The organism is Burkholderia sp. BE17 (assembly GCF_009362305.1).
In the GTDB taxonomy this organism is placed as follows: domain Bacteria; phylum Pseudomonadota; class Gammaproteobacteria; order Burkholderiales; family Burkholderiaceae; genus Burkholderia; species Burkholderia pyrrocinia_C.
Genome location: NZ_WHNU01000020.1, coordinates 59,192 through 77,877 on the forward strand (window position 1 = coordinate 59,192; position 18,686 = coordinate 77,877).

The following is an 18,686-nucleotide window of genomic DNA, read 5'->3' on the forward strand; positions in this document are numbered from 1 at the left end:
AGATTCGGGACAGTCTCGGCGCAGGGCGACACCTAGACTGCGGGCTCCGTCACTCTTATCTCGATATTGTGCGCCCAATACTCCGCCGCTACCGTTATTGCATGCCGCTCGCCGGCCTGACCCTTGCCGCCGCCGCCCACGCGGAAAACCAGTATTCGATCTCGCTCGGCGGCGGTTTCGCGCCGCGCTACCAGGGCAGCAACCAGTATCGCGGCGTCGTCGCGCCGTCGTTTTCCGCGACGTTCGGCAATGGCTTCTTCATCGACGCTAAGCAGGGCGCCGGCTACCGGCTGGACCTGCCGCACGGCGTGTTCGTGTCGGCGGCCGTGAGCTACGATGCGGGCCGTGCGGACGAGAACCGCTTCGACCTGCCGGGCTCAGACTACCTGAAGGGCATGGGCCGGATTCCGGGCTCGGTGCTGGTCGGCGTACGCGCGGGCGTGACGCTCTTCAATGCGGCCGAACTGAGCGTCACGATCGACACACCGGTGACGCACACGTCACGCGGCGTGTCGGGGCACATGGATCTCGCGGTGCCCGTGTTCAAGACCGCGCAGCACGAGATCGTCGTGACGGGCACCGTGCATGCGGGCTCGGGACGCTATACGCAGACGTTCTACGGCGTGACCGACGCACAGTCGATGACGAGCCGGTTCCGGCCGTATTCGACGAGCGGCGGGATCGACAGCGCATCGATGGCGGTCGCGTGGAACTGGAACCTGTCGCGGCACTGGTCGGTGCTCGCGACCGGCGGCGTGACGCGGCTGCTCGGCCGCTACGGCGACAGTCCGATCGTCCAGTCGCGCAGCAACTACTACGGCATTGCGGGCGCGACCTACAAGTTCTGAACCGGTCGCCGATGGCGATCCCGAATGCCGCATTGCGTCGGCGTGCATGGGCAGGTGCGATCGATCCGCGCACACCGCGCAATGCGTCGGCGCCGCGCCGTGGCGGCCGATCGCGTGCGGTAACATGCAGGCGGTTTCGGCGTCAGGTCGAGCCCGCGACGCCGGTACGCCGAATCGGCGCGACCGGCGCGCGCGAGGCCGCGGTTCGCTGGCCGGCTCCGTCGGGAGATGGCCGGCGACGCGCGGAACCGATCATGCATGCGACGCCCGGTCGGCGAGGAACGCCGCATCTGTCCCGCCGGGTGCAAAAGGGAGAAATCGATGAAGAAGACGATCGCGATGATGATGGCACTGGTTGCGGGCGCAACGTTTGCGGGATGTGCGGACATGAACACGAAAATCACGAGCGCGGGCAACCCGCCGGCGAATGGCGGGCAGGCAGGTGCGTCGCAGGCATGCAAGGCGGATGCGGGGCAGGACGATGCGCTGGTCGGCAAGACCGAGGCCGATGCGGCCGCGCAACTCGGCGGCTGCCTGTGGCGCGTGCTCGAGCGCGACGGCAAGGCGTTGCCGGGCACGATGGATTACCGACCGGAGCGCCGCAATCTCGGCATTCGCGACGGGAAGGTGATCTGGGTGCGGCGCGGGTGATGGGGTGCGCCGGTGTGACGCGCGCGAATGCGCAAGCTAGCGCGCGTTACTTCGAGATGTACCACAGCGCATCGGTACTGACGCGCGAAGGCTGAGCCGTTGCAGCCGGTGCCTGCGCCGGTGCGGCCGGCGGCGTGTTCGACGTCACGGCCGTCGGCAGCGTGGCCGGAATATTCGATGTCGATGGCGATGCAGCCGCCGATCCCGACGTCGACGGCGTGTTCAGATACCAGAGCGCATCGGCCGAGGCCGTGCGTTTCGTTGCCGGATTGGCGGCCGTCGTCGCTGCCGCATCGACGGACTTCTTCGAATTCGACGCAGTAGCAGCAGCCGTCGCCGCACCGGGCCGCTGCGCCGTCGTACCCGTCTGCGCGGTCATGCCTGCGCCCCCGGCCGCGCCACGCTGCGCGCGCGCCTCGAACGGCCCGAGCTGGAAGATCAACGTTTGCGCGGGGCGCGTCAAAACGGCATACGGAAACTGCAGCTCCCACGACATCAGCACGCGGCCCGACGACGTTTCGGTGAAGATCGCCGGCACGTGCTTCATGTCGCTGAACTGCACGTAGATCCGAGCACCGTCGTCGAAGACCTGGGTCGGCTTCGCCTGGTCCGCGCCCGTGACCGACCATCCGAAGTTGTACGTACCGGCCGGGCCGGCGGGGCCGCCTTGCGGTGGCGGAGGCGGCGGGGCCGACGATATCGTGCGCGGACGCGTGACCTGCTGCGGGGCGGACACGCTCAGGCTCGCGAACGGGTTGTACGCCTGTTGCTGTTGCGGCGGCGTAAAGGACGGTGGAAGGATGGGCATGGGAGTATCCGGCGAATCCGGCATGGTCCGGATTGCATCATAGACCTTGCGCGCATACGCGAGGCGCTTGTCGGGCGACGCGGAGTTGTACGCGCCGATCGCGTTCCAGTTGGGGCCGAGCTGGCGGATGTTCTGCGACAGGATCCACGCGCCGACATACGCGTTCGTGCATGCATCGAACAGGCTCTCCCGCGTGATGCCTTCGCGCGCGAGCGTCGGCAGCCATGTGCTGTTGATCTGCATCAGGCCGATGTCGACCGTGCCGTTCGTATTGGTGTTGACGGCGTTCGGATTCATCCCCGATTCGACCTGCGCGATGCCGCGCATCAGGGCGACGCTCACGTGCTGGAACGCGGCCGCGTCGTCGAGGCAATCGGCGCGCGCGACGCCGTACAGCACGCACGACATCGCAATCGTCGAGGCGACCTTCAGCGTTTCGCGGCTGATCGAACGGGTTGTCTGACACGGCATGGCAGGATGGGGCGGAATCCGGCCGCCCGATGCAAGGAAATGACGAGAGACGCGAAGTGTGCCATAGCGAGCAGACAAATGGCTCGCGTCAAACTTTCCTTTGCAATTGCCCATGCGCTCGTCGCGCATTTTTATCGCGTCGGATCACCGGTCGTGACGAAGCTCGATCGGTAAAAATGGCCGTCTTTTCGGTGCATGCGAGTGCGTGGCGACGCCCGGAATAATGACGCGCCGCGTCAGTCATTCCGGGAAAACGGTGCTGAATCAAACGGGACGGGAATCGCCCGGCAGTCGGTATCCGGGCCGGAAAGGGCGATGAAAATGCTATCCAGAGACAACGGCGGCCGACGCCGCCGTGCGGGGGGAAGCGATTCCGGCCGGCCGCGCGGCGCTGATCCGCAACGACCACGGCGTCGCCGGGCGCGCGACTCAGGCCGCCCGCGACGGCGAGCGCCGCCGCGACGCCTCTTCAATCAGCCCGGCCAACAGTTGCGCCGGTTCCGACATCGTCCGCCGCGCGCGATGCACGAGCCCGATGTCGCGGTGGAACGTGTGGTGTCCGAGGTCGATCGCGCGCACGCCGGCCGGCCAGCGGCGATACACGGCGGTCTGCGGCACGATCGCGATGCCGACGCCGTGTTCGACCAGCTTGACGATCGCGTCGAGTTCGTCGAGTTCGCAGGTGTCGCGCACCGCGATGTGCATCTTCCGCAGGAAACGATCGACCTGGCGGCCGCCGAACGACGCGCGGTCGTAGCGCACGAACGGCTCGCTCGCGAGCAGCGCGGCCCATTCCTTGCCCTTCACGCCGCGCGGCACGATCAGCCGGAACGGTTCCTGCGCGAGCGTCGTCCAGTGCAGGTCGCTCTGCAGCGAAAACGGCGGCCGGATGATCGCGGCCATGTCGATCTCGCCCGCGTCGACGCGGTTGACCAGCTCGATCGACAGCCCCGGTATCACGCGCGTGCGGCACGCGGGATGCCCGCGATGGAACTCGGCCAGCGCGGCCGGCAGCAGCGTGCTCTGCACCGACGCGATCGCGCCGATCGTCACGCGCACGGTGGCCGGCGAGCCGGGCGCGGTCGAGCTCAGGTTCTCGTACAGGCCGATCAGCGCCTGCGCCTGGTCGAGCACGTGATGGCCCATCTCGTTGAGGCGAGCCGACCGGCCTTGCCGGTCGAACAGCGCAAAGCCGAGCTCGGCCTCGAGACGCTGCATCTGCGCGCTGACGGCTGCCTGCGTCAGCCCGATACGGTTGCCCGCGGCGGCGAACGTGCCTTCGCGGGCGACGGCGACAAGGGTTTTCAGCTCGCGGATCATTGATCAATTCCGTTTGTGAATCGCAAAACTATATATTGATTTAATTTTTGCTCGCCGTTGTCTACCATGGTGCCGTCCTCGCGCCACGCGAGCGTTCCTTCACGAGGCAACCATGAGTCTTTCCCCGTTTCACCTGGCGATTCCGGTCTACGACCTGCCGGCCGCGCGCGATTTCTACGGCCGCGTGTTCGGGCTGGAAGAGGGGCGTTCGAGCACGCAATGGGTCGACTTCGACTTCTACGGGCACCAGCTCGTGATTCACGAGCACCCGAAGACCGCATCGCAGGAAGGCGCGCATACGAATGCCGTCGACGGTCACGACGTGCCGGTGCCGCATTTCGGGATCGTGCTCGACTGGGCGAGCTGGGAAGCGCTGGCCGAGCGATTGAAATCGTTCGGCGTGACCTTCGCGATCGAACCGTATGTGCGGTTCAAGGGGCAGGTCGGCGAACAGGCGACGATGTTCCTGTTCGATCCGTGCGGCAATGCGCTCGAGTTCAAGGCGTTCCGAGACATCGGGCAACTGTTCGCGAAGTGACGGATCGGGCGAGTCTGCGCCGATCGAGAATGCGGCCTCGTACCGGGCCGCGCATAGGCGCGCCGGCAGGCGCCGCGCCGCACGGCATCCGTCCGTGCGCGCCGTTCTCCAAGGAACCCGTATGGACAGTCATATCGCTCCGGTGGAGCTGAAGAAAGCCTACCGTCTCCTCAATCACGGCCCGACCGTGCTCGTGTCGGCCCGCCACGACGGCGTCGACAACGTGATGGCCGCCGCGTGGGCGTGCGCGCTGGACTTCCTGCCGCCGAAGCTGACGGTCGTGCTCGACAAAGCCGCGAAGACGCGCGAGCTCGTCGAGCGCAGCGGCAGGTTCGTGATCCAGGTGCCGACGGCCGCGCAACTGCAGCTCACGCATGCGGTCGGCAGCCACAGTCTCGCGGAGCGGCCGGACAAGCTGCGCGAAGCGGGGGTCACGCTGTTCGATGTCGACGGCCACGACCTGCCGTTCGTCGCCGGCTGCTCGGGCTGGCTCGCGTGCAGGCTGATTCCCGAGCCGCACAACCAGCAGGCCCACGACCTGTTCATCGGCGAGGTGGTCGGCGCGTGGTCCGACACACGCGTGTTTCGAGACGGCCACTGGTATTTCGAATCGGCCGATCCGGCGCTGCGCAGCCTGCACTACATCGCGGGCGGCAATTTCTATGCGATCGGCGAATCGCTGCACGTCGATCCGGACGCGCAGCAAGCATAAAGCGAGTGTTCTTTCCCGACCCCGGCGCGCGGCTCACGCGCGCTTTTTCAATTCCGCCAGCATCGCTTCGGCGAACGCCTGCGCGACGCGCGGCAGCGTGCGGCCGCGTTTCGTGACGAGCGCGATCGGCCGCACGAACGCGGGATCGTCGATCGGCTTCGCGACCAGTTCCGGTTCGGCGCGCACCTCGCGCGCGGTCGCGGGCAGGATCGTCACGCCGAGGCCGCCGCGCACCATCGCGACCGCCGTCATCATGTAGGTCGGCTCGCACGCGATGTCGGGCGTGCAGCCGGCCGCTTCCAGCGCGGTGTCGACGACGCTGCGCACGCTGGTGCCCTGCGCGGTCAGCACGAGCGGCACGCCCGCGATGTCGGCGGTGCTCACGCGGCGCTTGCGCGCGAGCGGATGATCCTTCGGGCACACGGCGACGAGCCGGTCGGCGCCCGCATACAGCACTTCCAGCGATGCATCGAACGTGTCGCCGCCGGTCAGCCCGAGATCGGCTTCCTCGTTGCGCACGAGCGAGGTGACGAGGCTCGCGACGCCGTCGCGAATCTCGAAGCCCGCGCGCGGCACGTCGCGCCGGAACGACTGGATCAGCTCCGGCAGCACGCTGGACGCGAAGGTCGGCAGGCACGCGAGCCGCACCGTGCCGCTCGTGCCTTCGCCGAGCGCGCGCGCATCGCGCAGCACACGCTCCATGTCGTCGAGCGAGCGCTGCAGCAGCGGCAGCAGCTCGCGCCCGGTCTGCGTGAGCGCGACGCTGCGGCTGTTGCGGTCGAACAGCCGCGCGCCGACGATTTCCTCGAGCCGGCGGATCTGCACGGTCAGTGCCGGCTGCGACAGGTGCAGCCGCGCGGCCGCGCGCGTGAAGTTGCCGGCGTGCGCGACGGTGACGAACGCGCGGATGTCGCGAAGATTCAGATCCATAATGATTCGTGATTACTGCGATCAAATCATTTCAATTGTGCTATTGCTGCGCCGACCTTACGCTCGTCCTCAACAAAAGACAAGGTAGGAGACACGGATGCTGCCGTTACTCGGGCTTGGCACGATCGTCGTGCTGCTGGCCGCGATTCTGTCGAAGCGGATGTCGCCGCTCGTCGCGCTGATCGTCGTGCCGATCGCGGCGTCGCTGCTCGGCGGCTTCGGGCTGCACACCAGCAAGTTCGTCATCGACGGGCTGAAGGGCCTCGCGCCCGTGGTCGGGATGTTCGTGTTCGCGATCCTGTATTTCGGCACGATCACCGATGCCGGCACGCTCGACCCGATCATCGACCGCATCCTGCGCGCGGTCGGCACGCGGCCGACGCGCATCGTGATGGGCACGACGCTGCTCGCGCTGCTGATCCATCTCGACGGCTCGGGCGCCGTCTGCTTTCTCGTGACGATTCCGGCCGTGCTGCCGCTGTACGACCGGCTGAAGATGGACCGGCGCGTGCTGGCCGCGGCCGTGTCGATGGCCGCGGGCATCAACTTCCTGCCGTGGACGGGGCCGATGATCCGCGCGTCGGCGTCGCTGCACCTGCCGGTGTCGGCGCTGTTCAATCCGCTGATCCCGGTCCAGGCGATCGGGCTCGTGTTCGTGTTCGGCGTCGCGTACTGGCTCGGGCGGCGCGAGGAGAAGCGGCTCGGCCTCACGCGCGACGATGCGTCGATCCCGCTGCCGAAGCGCGAGCTGACGCCCGACGAGCAGGCGCTGCGCCGGCCGCACCTGTTCTGGTTCAACCTCGTACTGACGCTCGTCGTGCTCGGCACGATGGTCGTGATGGGCGAGAAGATCCCGCCGGCGATCATGTTCATGGTCGGGCTGTGCATCGCGCTGATGGTGAATTACCCGGACGTCGACATGCAGAGGAAGCGGATCGACGCGCATGCGCGCGCGGCGCTGATGATGGCCGGCATCCTGCTCGCGGCCGGCGTGTTCACGGGGATCATGCAGGGCAGCGGGATGCTGAAGGCGATGGCGCAGGCGGCGGTCGGTTTCGTGCCGCCGTCGATGGCCGGCCATATTCCGGTGGTGCTCGGCCTCGCATCGATGCCGCTCAGCATGCTGTTCGATCCCGATTCGTTTTACTTCGGCGTGCTGCCGGTGATCGCGGAGGTGGCCGGCCAGCTCGGCGTGCCGGCCGTACAGGTCGGACAGGCCGCGTTGCTCGGCCAGATGACGACCGGGTTTCCGGTCAGCCCGCTGACGCCCGCGACGTTCCTGGTCGTCGGCCTGTGCGGCATCGAGCTGGCCGAGCATCAGAAATTCACGTTCCCGCTGCTGTTCGGCGCCTCGATCGTGATGACGATCGCGTGCGTCGTGTTAGGCATCTTTTGATTTTTCCCGGCGGCGCTCCCGTCGGACGACGGTACGGACATGACAGCAAAGCAACCTGAACGGCGCGTGCGCATCGGCGCGGGCGCCGGCTACTCGGGCGACCGGATCGAGCCCGCGGTCGAACTGGCCGAACACGGGCAGCTCGACTATCTCGTCTTCGAATGCCTGGCCGAGCGCACGATCGCGATCGCGCAGCAGGCGCGCCGCAAGGACCCGGCGCTCGGCTACGATCCGCTGCTCGACGCGCGCATGCGTGCGGTGCTGCCGGTGGCCGTGCCGAAGGGCGTGCGCATCGTGTCGAACATGGGCGCGGCGAACCCGCGCGCAGCGGCAAGACGTACCGCGCAGATCGCGCAATCGCTCGGTATTGCTCAATTGAAAGTCGCGGCGGTCGAAGGCGACGACGTGCTCGACGTCGTGCTGCGCGGTGCGTTCCGTTTCGAGGAATCGGGCGACGAAGTCGCCGCGTATCGCGACCGCATCGTGTCCGCGAACGCGTACCTCGGTGCCGCACCGATCGTCGACGCGCTCGCGGCCGGTGCGGACGTCGTGCTGACCGGGCGCGTCGCCGATCCGTCGCTGTTCGCGGCGCCGCTGATCCATGCGTTCGGCTGGCGGATGGACGACTGGGACACGCTCGGGCAGGCGACGGTCGTCGGCCATCTGCTCGAGTGCGCGGGACAGGTGACGGGCGGCTATTTCGCCGATCCCGGCTACAAGGACGTGCCGGATCTCGCGCGGCTCGGGTTCCCGATCGGCGAAGTCTCGGCCGACGGCTCGGTCGCGATCACGAAGGTGCCGCACGCGGGCGGCCGCGTGAGCGCGGCGACCTGCAAGGAACAACTGCTCTACGAGATCCACGATCCTGCGCGGTATCTGCAGCCCGATGTCGTCGCGGATTTCACGCGTGTCGCGGTTGCCGAGGAAGCGACGGATCGCGTGCGCGTGACGGGCGGGCGCGGCACCGCGCGGCCCGATACGCTGAAGGTGTCGGTGGCGTACATCGACGGCTATATCGGCGAAGGCCAGATCTCGTACGGCGGCCCCGGCGCGCTCGAACGCGCGCGTCTCGCACTCGACATCGTCCGCGAGCGGCTGGCGCTGACCGGCGTCGCCGCGACCGAGTTGCGCTTCGACCTGATCGGCGTCGATTCGCTGTATGGCGATGCGACGCCGGCCGTGCGTGGCGAGCCGGCCGAGGTGCGCGTGCGGGTGGCCGGCCGTGCGGCGCGTGCCGATGAAGCGGCGCGGATCGGCAATGAAGTCGAGACGCTTTATACGAACGGGCCGGCCGGCGGCGGCGGCGCGTTCAAGTCGACGCGAGAGGTGATCGCCGTGCAGTCGGTGCTGCTGCCGCGCGCGGCCGTGACGCCGTCGTTTTCATTCGTGGAGGCATGATGCAACTGCGTGAACTCGCGCATGCGCGCACCGGCGACAAGGGCAATACGCTGAACGTGTCGGTCATCTGCCGCGATCCGCGTCATTACGACCATCTGCGCACGCATCTGGATGCGGCCGCGGTGAAGGCATGGCTCGCGGGCATCGTGCACGGCGACGTCGTGCGCTACGAATTGCCGGCGCTGGGCGCGTTCAATTTCGTGCTGCGCGATGCGCTCGGCGGCGGCGTGACGCGTTCGCTCGCGCTCGATGCGCACGGCAAGTCGGTCAGTTCGGCGTTGCTGGCGATCGAGGTGCCCGACCCGGCGTGACGGACGACGTCGCCGCCCGGGTGCGGGCACGAGGTCACGGAATCAGCAGCTCGCGACGCCCGTCAGCGTGCTCGATGCGCTCGCCGGCGATGTGCAGGCGCTGATCCTTTCGATAGTCGTAGACCGCGTGCGACGCGGCGAGCCGGTCGAAATCGAGTTCGACCGCGTGACGCGATTCGGTGCCGCCGGCTTCGAAGATCAGGTTGTCGAACGAACCGACCGCGAGGCTGCCGCCCGCGAACACGACATCGTGCGTGCTGTCGCCGGCCCGGTTTCTCTATTTTTTTCACCGGTCTGACCAGTCGAACCTCAAGTTGCGTCTCGCGCGGTCGTTAAGGACGATTGAGTGCCCATTTGACCAATCGACAACAACGCGGCAACCGGAGATCACCGTCATCATGCTGTCATCGATTCGCGCCCGAATTCTGGCGACCTGCGTCGCCATCGTGGTCACGGCCCTGGCCGTGACAGGCGGCCTTGTGTACTACGTCGTCAAGCAACACAACGACGCAACCATCGACCAGAACCTGCAGTCCGTCCTGACCGGCCACGCGCTCGCGCTCGACGAGTGGGTCGCGAGCCGCGCGCAGCAGACCCAGGCGCTCGCGGACACGCTGGCGCCGGGCGAAGGCGACCCACTGCCGGCGCTGACGCTGCTCGGCAAATCGGGCGGCTTCCAGGTGCTCACGCTCGGCCTGCCGGACCGCACGGCGTACTCGAACGTCCCGCTCGCGGCCGGCTACGATCCGACCGCGCGCCCGTGGTTCAAGCAGGCGGTCGAGGCCGGCCGCCTCGTCGTCACGGCGTTGTACCGCGATGCGTCGACCGGCAAGCCCGCCTTCGCGTTCGCCGCACCGATCGTTCGCGGCGGCACGCTGAAGGGCGTGCTCGCGGCGAGCCTCTACATGGAGCGCGCGAGCGCGATCGTGGCATCGATGCACCCGACGCCGTCGAGCTTCGCGTTCCTGGTCGACAAGAGCGGGCGCCTGATCGCGGGCGCGAAGACCGATCTGATCATGAAGCCGGCCGTCGAGCTGTCGCCCGAACTGACGCCGGAGCGCCTCGCCGGCCTGCAGGCGGCGACCGAGCCGGTGGCGATCGACGTGGACGGCGTGACCAAGCTGCTCCGCGCGCGCCCGATCGCCGGGACGGACTGGTCGCTCGTCATGGCGCTCGACCGGTCGGACGTGACGGCCGGCATGCGGGCCGTCGCGACGACGACGCTCATTGCGATCCTCGTCGTCGCCTGCGTCGCGGCAGCGCTCGTCGGCGCACTGACGAATGCGGCATTCAAGCGCGTGCTGCTCGTGCGCGACGCGCTGACCGACGTCGCGAGCGGGAGCGGGGACCTGACGAAGCGGCTGCCGGCCGACGGCGGCGACGAGGCCGCGCAGATCGCGCGCGCGTTCAACCTGTTCGCCGAAAAGATCAGCGCGATCCTGCTGCAGATTCGCGGCTTCAGCGAATCCGTGAACGTGGCGAGCGCGGAGATCGCGCAGGGCAACCAGGATCTGTCGAGCCGCACCGAACATGCGGCATCGAGCCTGCAGGAGACGGCGGCGGCGCTCGAGGAGATCGCCGGCACGGCGCGCAACTCGGCCGATGCGGCCACGCAGGTGAGCCAACTCGCGGAATCGGCGTCGGGCGTCGCCGTGCGCGGCGGCGAGGTGGTGAGCGAGGTGGTCGCGACGATGGACGAGATCACGAAGGCGTCGGCCGAGATCTCGAACATCATCGGCGTGATCGACGGCATCGCGTTCCAGACCAACATCCTCGCGCTGAACGCGGCCGTCGAGGCGGCGCGCGCGCACGAGCACGGGCGGGGCTTCGCGGTCGTCGCGGGCGAGGTGCGCACGCTCGCGCAGCGCAGCGCGGTGGCGGCGAGGGAGATCAAGCAGTTGATCCAGTCGTCCGTCGAGAAGATCGAGGGCGGTTCGGGGCTCGTGAAGACGGCCGGTGCGACGATGGACGAGATCGTCGAGGGCGTGCGCGGCATCACGAGCGTGATCGCGGAAATGACGGTCGCGGCGAACGAGCAGAGCACCGGGCTCGCGCAGGTGAACCAGGCGGTGTCGCAGCTCGATCACTCGACGCAGCAGAACGCGGCGCTCGTCGAGGAATCGGCCGCCGCCGCGGCGCTGTTGCGCGAGCAGGCGGCGCAGCTCGCGCAGACGGTCGGCGAATTCAAGCTCGCGGGTTCGCACCGGGCCGAGACGGCATCGGCGTGATCGGGCCGAGGTCGCCGAAGGCTGCAGGAAGGATGCAGGAAGGATGCAGGAAGGCGGTGAGAAGGGGCAGGCGAGAACGGGCGGCGTTGCGCCGCCCGCGCATCAAACGTACAGATAGCGCACCAGGTGGAAGAACACCGGCGCGGCGAAACAGATCGAGTCGACGCGGTCGAGCATCCCGCCGTGGCCCGCGATCATCGAGCCCCAGTCCTTCGTGCCGAGCGAGCGCTTGACGGCCGACAGCACGAGCCCGCCGACGAAACCCGCGATCACGATCGCGAGCGAGATCCCGAACGCCGCGCCGAAGCTGAACGGCGTCACGCGATACAGCGACGCGCCGCACAGCGTCGCGAGCAGGCCGCCGCCGACGAAGCCTTCGATCGTCTTCGACGGCGACAGCTGCGGCGCGATCTTGCGGCGCCCGAACAGCTTGCCGACGACGTACTGCAGCACGTCGCTGATCTGCACGACGACCAGGAAGAAGAACAGCAGCAGCGCGTTCTGCCCCGCGTAGCGCGGAATGTCGAGGATCAGCACGGCCGGCGCGTGGCTCAGCCCGTACACGCACACCATCAGCGCCCAGTTGATCTTCGCGTTGCGGCTCAGGAATTCGCGCGTGTCCTGCGTGAGCGCCGACACGAGCGACATCGCGAAGAACAGGTGCACGGGCACGAAGATCGAGTACATCCCGTACCAGTTGATCCCGAGCAGCAGGTACTGCACGGGGATCGCGACGAAGAACGCGATGAACAGCGTCGTGTGGTCGCTCGCGGTGGTCGGCGTGAGCGTGATGAATTCGCGCAGCGTCAGGTACGACAGCAGCGCGAACACGAGATACGTGACGTTGTTGCCGAGGCCGATCGCGATGGCCATGATCGCGATCATCGCCCACCACGCGCGGATGCGCTGGTTCAGGTTGACGATGGTCGAGCTCGTGCCGCCGCTGCGCGCGCCGAGGATCGCACCGATCACGGTGGCCACGACGAGCACGCCCGTGACGCCCGCGACCAGTTCCCAGAAGAGAGTTCGCATGGGGATATCCGGAAAAAGGGAGAGGAGGGCGCCGCGTTCAGCCCGCGGGCCGCTGCGGCGCGAGCGCGACGATCGCGTCGCGCATGCGGGCGAGGAACGTCGGCTTGTCTTCCTGGCTGCCGAGCGCATCGTTCGCGCCGAAATGCACCTTGCAGATCAGCGGCACGGGCCAGATCGCGCCCTTCGGCATGATGCGCTGCAGGTTCTCGAGGTAGACGGGCGCGAGCGCGACGTTCGGGAACTCGGTCGCGAGATGGAACAGCCCGCTCTTGAACGGCTGCGGCAGCACGTCGGCGCCGCGCGTGCCTTCCGGGAAGATGATGATCGAGTGGCCTTGCCGCAGCGCGTCGCGCACCGGTTCGAGCGGGTCGCCGCCGGATTCGCGGTGACGGTCGATCAGCACCACGTTCAGCAGCTTCTGCGCGATGTGGCGCTTCATGTCGCTGCTGTCCCAGTAGTCGCGCGCGGCGACCGGCCGCACGACCGCGCGCACGTCGCGCGGCAGCGCGGCGAGGATCGCGAGCGTGTCGATGTGGCTCGTGTGGTTCGAGAAATAGATCTTCTGCGTCGGGGACGGCGGCGCCTGATGCCAGACCGGATATGCGCCGGCGACGAGCCGCACGATGGACAGCAGGAAGTCGCGCTGCCAGACGTTGACGATGTTCATCGGCGCTGTGCCTCCTGCCTGCATGCCCGGCCGCGGGTGCGGCGGACGGGATCCCGGAATGCCGGCGCGGCAGGATGCGCGCCGGACGGCCCTTGTTTAAATTTTTTCAAGTTCGTGGCTGCCTGTCGCAGGTCCGCGATAATCGGACGGTTCGCCGTCACACGCACGTTGCGTAGCGGCGCATGTGCCGGTCGGCGGCGTGATGATCGGCTGTTGCACGAGTGCCCGTTTGCAGTTCGAATGGATCTTCGCTGCGATCGGGCCAGCGGATTATCGCGAGTTTCCGCCAAAAACGCCAGATTGGCGCCGCGCGGGCGGGCCGGGCGCATGCTTGACGCATCGGTGCTGCTCGGCGACGATGGGGGCCGTCCATTGAAGGCCGACGCAGGCCGTTTCGCCGTCCGGGGCATGGCGGCGGGAAACGTGTCCGACTGTGCCGCGCGAAAAATACGAATACGAAACGATGAGCCTCTACGCACTCAAACCCAAATTCCAGGACCGTCTGCGCCCGTTCGCGAATTCGCTCGCCGAACGCGGCGTCACCGCCAACCAGGTCACGCTGTTCGCGGCCGGCGGCTCGATCGTCGTCGGGGCGCTCGCCGGGCTCGGCGTATTCGCCCGCGTGCTGTTCCTGCTGATTCCGCTGTGGTTGTTCGCACGGATGGCGCTCAACGCGATCGACGGCATGCTCGCACGCGAACACGGGCAGAAGAGCACGCTCGGCGCATACCTGAACGAGCTGGGCGACATCGTGTCCGATGTCGCGCTCGTGCTGCCGTTCCTCGCCATTTCCGCGTTCGCTCCGGCGGACGTCTGGCTATTCGCGCTGACGGCGGTGATCGTCGAATGCGCGGGGCTGATCGGGCCGCTCGTCGGTGCCACGCGCCGCTACGACGGCCCGTTCGGCAAGAGCGACCGCGCGCTGGCCCTCGGCGCATTCGCGCTGTGGATCGGCTTCGGCCTGCCGGTCGGCAGCATCGCCGCGTGGCTGTGGCGCCTGCTGATCGTGCTGTCGATCGTGACGGTGGTGCGGCGCGTGCAGGCCGGCATCGCCGAAAAGGGCGGTTGACCTACGAGGCGCCGGAGGGCGGCGCCACATGATTCGAATAACGAAACGAGAGAGATCACATGAGCGCACGCACGGCCCGCGAGGCCGACTTCATCACGCACGACGGCGAAACGCTGTTCTATCGTCACTGGCCCGCGACGGGCCCGCGCTGCCGCGGCGCAATCGTGCTGCTGCATCGCGGCCACGAGCATTCGGCGCGCGTCGCGCACCTCGTCGACGAGCTCGACCTGCCGGATTTCGCGTTTTTCGCATGGGACGCGCGCGGCCACGGCCGCTCGCCCGGTGCGCGCGGCTACAGCCCGAGCGCGGCCGCATCGGTGCGCGACCTGCAGACCTTCGTCGAGCATATCCGCGACACGCACGGCATCGCGATCGAGGACATGGCCGTGGTCGGCCAGAGCGTCGGCGCCGTGCTCGCGGCGACCTGGGCGCACGACTACGCGCCGCCGATCCGCTGTCTCGTCGTCGCGTCGCCGGCGTTCCACATCAAGCTCTACGTGCCGTTCGCGCGGCCGGGGCTGCGGCTGATGCACAAGCTGCGCGGGCTGTTCTACGTGAACAGCTACGTGAAGCCGAAATTCCTCACGCACGATCCCGAGCGGATCGCCAGCTACGCGTCCGATCCGCTGATCACGCGGCCGATCGCGGTCAACATGCTGCTCGACCTGCACGACACCGCGCAGCGGATCGTCGCCGATGCGGCCGCGATCACCGTGCCGACGCAACTGCTGATCTCGGGCGCCGACTGGGTCGTGCATCGCGGCCCGCAGGATCGTTTCTTCGAACGGCTCGGCTCGGCGCGCAAGGAGCGCATCGTGCTGCCGGGCTTCTATCACGACACGCTCGGCGAGCGCGACCGCGCGCAGGCGCTCGCGCCGCTGCGCGCGTTCGTGCTGCGCGAGTTCGATACGCCGAGCCCGCGCGTGTCGCTCGCCGACGCCGACCGGCGCGGCGCGTTCCACGACGAATACGCGGCGCTCGGCCGCCCGCCCGCGAACGTGTTCGCGCGCGCGTACTGGGCGCTCACGCGCGCAGGCCTGAAGGCGGGCGGCGCGCTGTCGGACGGCATCGCGCTCGGGCTGCAGCTCGGTTTCGATTCGGGCTCGACGCTCGATTACGTGTACCGCAACCGCGCGCAAGGGCGGCTCGGTGTCGGCGCGCTGATCGACCGCACGTATCTCGATTCGCCGGGCTGGATCGGCATCCGCCAGCGCAAGGTGCATCTGCAGGAACTGATCGGCACGGCGATCGGCCGCCTGCGCGGCCACGGCACGCCGGTGCGGATCGTCGACATCGCGGCCGGCCACGGGCGCTATGTGCTCGACGCGATCGCGACGGCCGCCGAGCGCGACGGCGCGGCGCCCGACGACATCACGCTGCGCGACTACAGCCCGCCGAACGTCGAGGCCGGGCGCGTGCTGATCGCCCAGCGCGGGCTCGAGCCGATCGCGCGCTTCGAGCGCGGCGACGCGTTCGACGAGACGTCGCTCGCGACGCTCGAGCCGCGTCCGACGCTCGCGATCGTGTCGGGTCTCTATGAACTGTTCGGCGAGAACGCGCTGATCGAACGTTCGCTGCGCGGGCTCGCGCAGGCCGTGCCGCCGGGCGGCTATCTCGTCTATACGGGGCAGCCGTGGCATCCGCAGCTCGAATTCATCGCACGCGCGCTGAACAATCACCGCGGCGAGGCGACCTGGGTGATGCGCCGCCGCTCGCAGGCCGAGATGGACGAACTCGTCGCGCGCGCCGGCTTCCGCAAGCTCGACCAGCGGATCGACGAGATGGGTATCTTCACGGTCAGCCTCGCGCAGCGGGTCGACGCGTCATGAGCGCGCTCGGCGGCGGCGCGAGCGGCGTCGTCGAGCCGGCGGCCGGCGCGCGCGACGCGTCGTTCGCGCTGCGCTTCGGCTGGCTCGCGGCGATGGGCGCCGTGTTCTTCTCGACGTACGGCTTCGCGAACTGGCTCGCCGCGCACCGCGCGGCGGTGCCGACGTTCGCGTTCGGCTGGGAGCACGCGATCCCGTTCGTGCCGTGGACGATCGTGCCGTACTGGTCGATCGATATTCTGTATGCGCTGTCGTTCTTCTTCTGGACGCGCCGCGACGATCTGCTCGATCACGTGAAGCGCCTACTCACCGTGCAATTGGTATCGGTCGCATGCTTCATCGCGTGGCCCCTGCGTTTCGGTTTCGAGCGGCCCGACGCGGGCGGCGTGGCCGGCGCGCTGTTCACGCTGCTGATGGGCTTCGACAAGCCGTTCAACCAGGCGCCGTCGCTGCACATCGGGTTGCTGGTCGTGCTGTGGGCCGTCTATGCGAAGCACCTGCGCGGCACGATCGCGCGCGTCGTGCTGCATCTGTGGTTCGCGGCGATCGGCGTGTCGGTGCTGACGACCTACCAGCATCACGCGATCGACGTGCCGGCCGGCGCGGCCGTCGGCTGTCTCGCGCTGTTCCTGTTTCCGCTGCGCGATGCCTCGGGCCGGCTGCCGGGCGCCGATGCGTCGCCGGGCGCGGCCGGCCGCGCGCTCGCGCGTCGTTACGCGTTCGGCGCGGCGCTGGTCGCGCTCGTGGCGCTCTGGTGCGTGCCGCGCGCGCCGGGCTGGGCGCTGGCGGCGGGGTGGGTCGCGCTGGCGCTCGCGTGCGTCGCGTGGCTCTACCGACGCGGCGCGCCCGGCGCCTTTCAGAAGGATGCGCACGGGCGTTTCCCGGTCTTCATCCGCTGGCTGCTCGCGCCGACGATCGCCGGCGCGTTCGTCAATTCGCGGCTGTGGACGTTCCGGCAGCCGGCGCCCGTGCGGATCGACGAGCGCGTGTCGATCGGCCGCACGCCGACGACACGCGACGTGCGGCGCCACGGTTTCACGGCGCTGGTCGACCTGACCGCCGAAATGCCGCGCTGGGCGGCGGCCGATGCGTCGCTCGCGTATGCGGCCGTGCCGCAGCTCGATCTCGTCGCGCCGACGGCCACGCAGCTCGCGCAGGCAGTCGCGGCGCTCGAACGCCTGCACGGCGAAGGGCGCGACGTGCTGGTCTGCTGCGCGCTCGGCTACGGGCGCAGCGTGCTGTGCGCGGCCGCGTGGCTTGCCGCGCGGCGCGGGCTCGGCGATGCGCGCGACGCGTTTGCCGCGGTGCGCGAGGTGCGGCCGCAAGCGGTGTGGTCGGACGACGGCGTGGCCGTGCTGCAGCACTGGATCGATCGACGCCGCAGTGCGGGAGGCCTGTGATGCACGATCCGTCCGCGCCATTTCGGATTGCCGCCGCACGCGGCGCGCTCGATGCGGGCGCGTGGGCGATCGCGGCCGCGCTGGCCGCGGCCGGCGCGGGCTGGTGGATTGCATCGGGCTGGGCGCCCGCGACGATCGCGCGCGTGCTGCTGGCTGTCGTCAGCACAGGGGCGGGGATTGCGGCGCTGTGGTACGCGGTGCGTATCGAGATCGACCGCCGACTGTTCGCCGCGCTGGCGCGGGCGGCGGCGGGCGATGCGTCGGTCGATGACGGGCTTGCGGCGCTCGACAGCGCGCTCGCCGATCTCGGCTGGATCGACGCGTCGAAGGCAGGGCGCACGCTCGACGCGCGCGTGCGCGGTGCTGTCGGGCTGTGCCGGGCCGGCGTGCTGGTCGCGGTCGTGCAGTGGGTCGTGGTCGGGCTCGCGATCGCGGTGCCGCAGGCGGGGTAGCGCCTGTTCATGCTCACGACGGGCTGGCGAGCGTGGGTCGTTGCCGGCCATTCCCTCGGGGGCCAGCAACGATCGACGCTGCAATACGGCCGGCAACGCACGGTCCCCCAATTTGAAAAAATCGCCCGTGGGGCTGGCCGCCACGAGGGCCAGCGCCGCGTCATGCTTTTCACGAATACGTCGAGTATTCGCTTCGTCGCAATCCTTGCGCTCGGCCATTCGGGCGCCCAGCGCTACCCGCTATTGGTATGAACAGGCCCTGGGCCATCACGTTGCCGAGGTCGAGACCGAGCGTCGCAATCTCGGTCTGCACCGCGCTGCTGCGCAGCAGCGTGTCCGGGGACGCGGCGGCGGTGTCGACGATTTGATACAAGTCAGTTTTCCGTGAAAGAAAGCGCGTCCGGCTGCACGGGATTGCGGTAGCATACGCGCCGCCCCGCGGCAGCGCGGCCCCGGGCTCGGGCGTTCTGCAACGGATCGCCCCGCCGGCCAGCCGCACCGCGCCGGCAGCATGCCGTTCGGCCCGTTCGGCCCGTCAGGCGACAGCGGCGCAATTCTTACCATTCATGCCTCTCGCGTAGCATTTCCGACCGGATTGAGGCTTTTTTTGCTTCATCGTCGCGAATCGG

Annotated in this window: 19 protein-coding genes; 12 read left to right on the plus strand and 7 right to left on the minus strand. The window is 68.6% G+C overall.

Annotation, left to right across the window (positions count from 1 at the left end; genetic code table 11):
* Positions 1-101: 101 nt before the first annotated feature.
* Together GD429_RS18575 and GD429_RS18580 are read left to right on the plus strand one after the other, a co-directional pair.
* Positions 102-848 carry a MipA/OmpV family protein gene (locus tag GD429_RS18575; RefSeq protein ID WP_152858798.1) on the plus strand — a complete coding sequence of 249 codons (747 nt, stop codon included), beginning with the start codon at positions 102-104 and terminating at the stop codon, positions 846-848.
* A 321-nt stretch (positions 849-1,169) separates the two neighbouring features.
* Positions 1,170-1,499 (plus strand): hypothetical protein, encoded by a 330-nt coding sequence (locus tag GD429_RS18580; RefSeq protein WP_152858801.1) that lies wholly within the window; start codon positions 1,170-1,172, stop codon positions 1,497-1,499.
* 46 nt (positions 1,500-1,545) lie between these two features.
* On the opposite strand, the gene GD429_RS18585 is transcribed toward GD429_RS18580, so the two are convergent.
* Together GD429_RS18585 and GD429_RS18590 are read right to left on the minus strand one after the other, a co-directional pair.
* Positions 1,546-2,778 (minus strand): transglycosylase SLT domain-containing protein, encoded by a 1,233-nt coding sequence (locus GD429_RS18585; protein ID WP_152858804.1) that lies wholly within the window; start codon positions 2,776-2,778, stop codon positions 1,546-1,548.
* 429 nt (positions 2,779-3,207) lie between these two features.
* Positions 3,208-4,098, minus strand: a complete 891-nt coding sequence (locus tag GD429_RS18590; protein ID WP_152858807.1) for a LysR family transcriptional regulator — start codon at positions 4,096-4,098, stop codon at positions 3,208-3,210.
* Between the two features lie 112 nt (positions 4,099-4,210).
* Here GD429_RS18590 and GD429_RS18595 point away from each other — a divergent pair, with 112 nt between their 5' ends.
* Positions 4,211-4,636, plus strand: a complete 426-nt coding sequence (locus GD429_RS18595; protein ID WP_034183320.1) for a VOC family protein — start codon at positions 4,211-4,213, stop codon at positions 4,634-4,636.
* Positions 4,637-4,757: 121 nt separating this feature from the next.
* Positions 4,758-5,348 carry a flavin reductase family protein gene (locus tag GD429_RS18600; RefSeq protein ID WP_152858809.1) on the plus strand — a complete coding sequence of 197 codons (591 nt, stop codon included), beginning with the start codon at positions 4,758-4,760 and terminating at the stop codon, positions 5,346-5,348.
* 33 nt (positions 5,349-5,381) lie between these two features.
* Here the strand turns inward: GD429_RS18600 and GD429_RS18605 are convergent, their stop codons facing one another.
* Positions 5,382-6,278 (minus strand): LysR family transcriptional regulator, encoded by an 897-nt coding sequence (locus GD429_RS18605; RefSeq protein WP_152858811.1) that lies wholly within the window; start codon positions 6,276-6,278, stop codon positions 5,382-5,384.
* Positions 6,279-6,375: 97 nt separating this feature from the next.
* On the opposite strand from GD429_RS18605, the gene GD429_RS18610 reads away from it, so the two are divergent.
* From GD429_RS18610 to GD429_RS18620, 3 genes are read left to right on the plus strand one after another with little or no spacing between them, the layout of a single operon-like run.
* Positions 6,376-7,674 (plus strand): CitMHS family transporter, encoded by a 1,299-nt coding sequence (locus GD429_RS18610; protein ID WP_152858814.1) that lies wholly within the window; start codon positions 6,376-6,378, stop codon positions 7,672-7,674.
* Between the two features lie 39 nt (positions 7,675-7,713).
* Positions 7,714-9,072 (plus strand): acyclic terpene utilization AtuA family protein, encoded by a 1,359-nt coding sequence (locus tag GD429_RS18615; protein WP_152858816.1) that lies wholly within the window; start codon positions 7,714-7,716, stop codon positions 9,070-9,072.
* Complete coding sequence (locus GD429_RS18620) at positions 9,072-9,383, plus strand: hypothetical protein (RefSeq protein ID WP_152858925.1); 312 nt, start codon at positions 9,072-9,074, stop codon at positions 9,381-9,383. Before GD429_RS18615 ends, GD429_RS18620 begins: the two co-directional genes overlap by 1 nt.
* A gap of 34 nt (positions 9,384-9,417) precedes the next feature.
* On the opposite strand, the gene GD429_RS18625 is transcribed toward GD429_RS18620, so the two are convergent.
* Positions 9,418-9,627 (minus strand): hypothetical protein, encoded by a 210-nt coding sequence (locus tag GD429_RS18625; protein ID WP_227791683.1) that lies wholly within the window; start codon positions 9,625-9,627, stop codon positions 9,418-9,420.
* Positions 9,628-9,781: 154 nt separating this feature from the next.
* On the opposite strand from GD429_RS18625, the gene GD429_RS18630 reads away from it, so the two are divergent.
* Positions 9,782-11,611 carry a methyl-accepting chemotaxis protein gene (locus tag GD429_RS18630; RefSeq protein WP_152858818.1) on the plus strand — a complete coding sequence of 610 codons (1,830 nt, stop codon included), beginning with the start codon at positions 9,782-9,784 and terminating at the stop codon, positions 11,609-11,611.
* A gap of 102 nt (positions 11,612-11,713) precedes the next feature.
* Here GD429_RS18630 and GD429_RS18635 read toward each other — a convergent pair whose 3' ends face one another.
* Positions 11,714-12,643: a phosphatidate cytidylyltransferase gene (locus GD429_RS18635; RefSeq protein WP_152858820.1), complete on the minus strand. Its 930-nt coding sequence runs from the start codon at positions 12,641-12,643 to the stop codon at positions 11,714-11,716.
* Positions 12,644-12,680: 37 nt separating this feature from the next.
* Positions 12,681-13,310 (minus strand): lysophospholipid acyltransferase family protein, encoded by a 630-nt coding sequence (locus GD429_RS18640; protein WP_152858822.1) that lies wholly within the window; start codon positions 13,308-13,310, stop codon positions 12,681-12,683.
* Between the two features lie 463 nt (positions 13,311-13,773).
* Here GD429_RS18640 and GD429_RS18650 point away from each other — a divergent pair, with 463 nt between their 5' ends.
* The 4 genes from GD429_RS18650 to GD429_RS18665 are packed head-to-tail and all read left to right on the plus strand — an operon-like array spanning position 13,774 to position 18,057.
* Positions 13,774-14,379 (plus strand): CDP-alcohol phosphatidyltransferase family protein, encoded by a 606-nt coding sequence (locus GD429_RS18650; protein ID WP_072436404.1) that lies wholly within the window; start codon positions 13,774-13,776, stop codon positions 14,377-14,379.
* A 59-nt stretch (positions 14,380-14,438) separates the two neighbouring features.
* The gene (locus GD429_RS18655; protein WP_152858824.1) at positions 14,439-16,208 is read left to right on the plus strand and encodes a bifunctional alpha/beta hydrolase/class I SAM-dependent methyltransferase; all 1,770 of its coding nucleotides are present in this window, start codon (positions 14,439-14,441) and stop codon (positions 16,206-16,208) included.
* Positions 16,205-17,605 carry a phosphatase PAP2/dual specificity phosphatase family protein gene (locus tag GD429_RS18660; RefSeq protein WP_152858826.1) on the plus strand — a complete coding sequence of 467 codons (1,401 nt, stop codon included), beginning with the start codon at positions 16,205-16,207 and terminating at the stop codon, positions 17,603-17,605. Before GD429_RS18655 ends, GD429_RS18660 begins: the two co-directional genes overlap by 4 nt.
* Entirely contained in the window at positions 17,605-18,057 is a 453-nt protein-coding gene (locus tag GD429_RS18665) for a hypothetical protein (RefSeq protein WP_152858828.1), read from the plus strand. Before GD429_RS18660 ends, GD429_RS18665 begins: the two co-directional genes overlap by 1 nt.
* A gap of 169 nt (positions 18,058-18,226) precedes the next feature.
* On the opposite strand, the gene GD429_RS18670 is transcribed toward GD429_RS18665, so the two are convergent.
* The gene (locus GD429_RS18670; RefSeq protein WP_152858829.1) at positions 18,227-18,430 is read right to left on the minus strand and encodes a hypothetical protein; all 204 of its coding nucleotides are present in this window, start codon (positions 18,428-18,430) and stop codon (positions 18,227-18,229) included.
* Positions 18,431-18,686 lie beyond the last annotated feature (256 nt).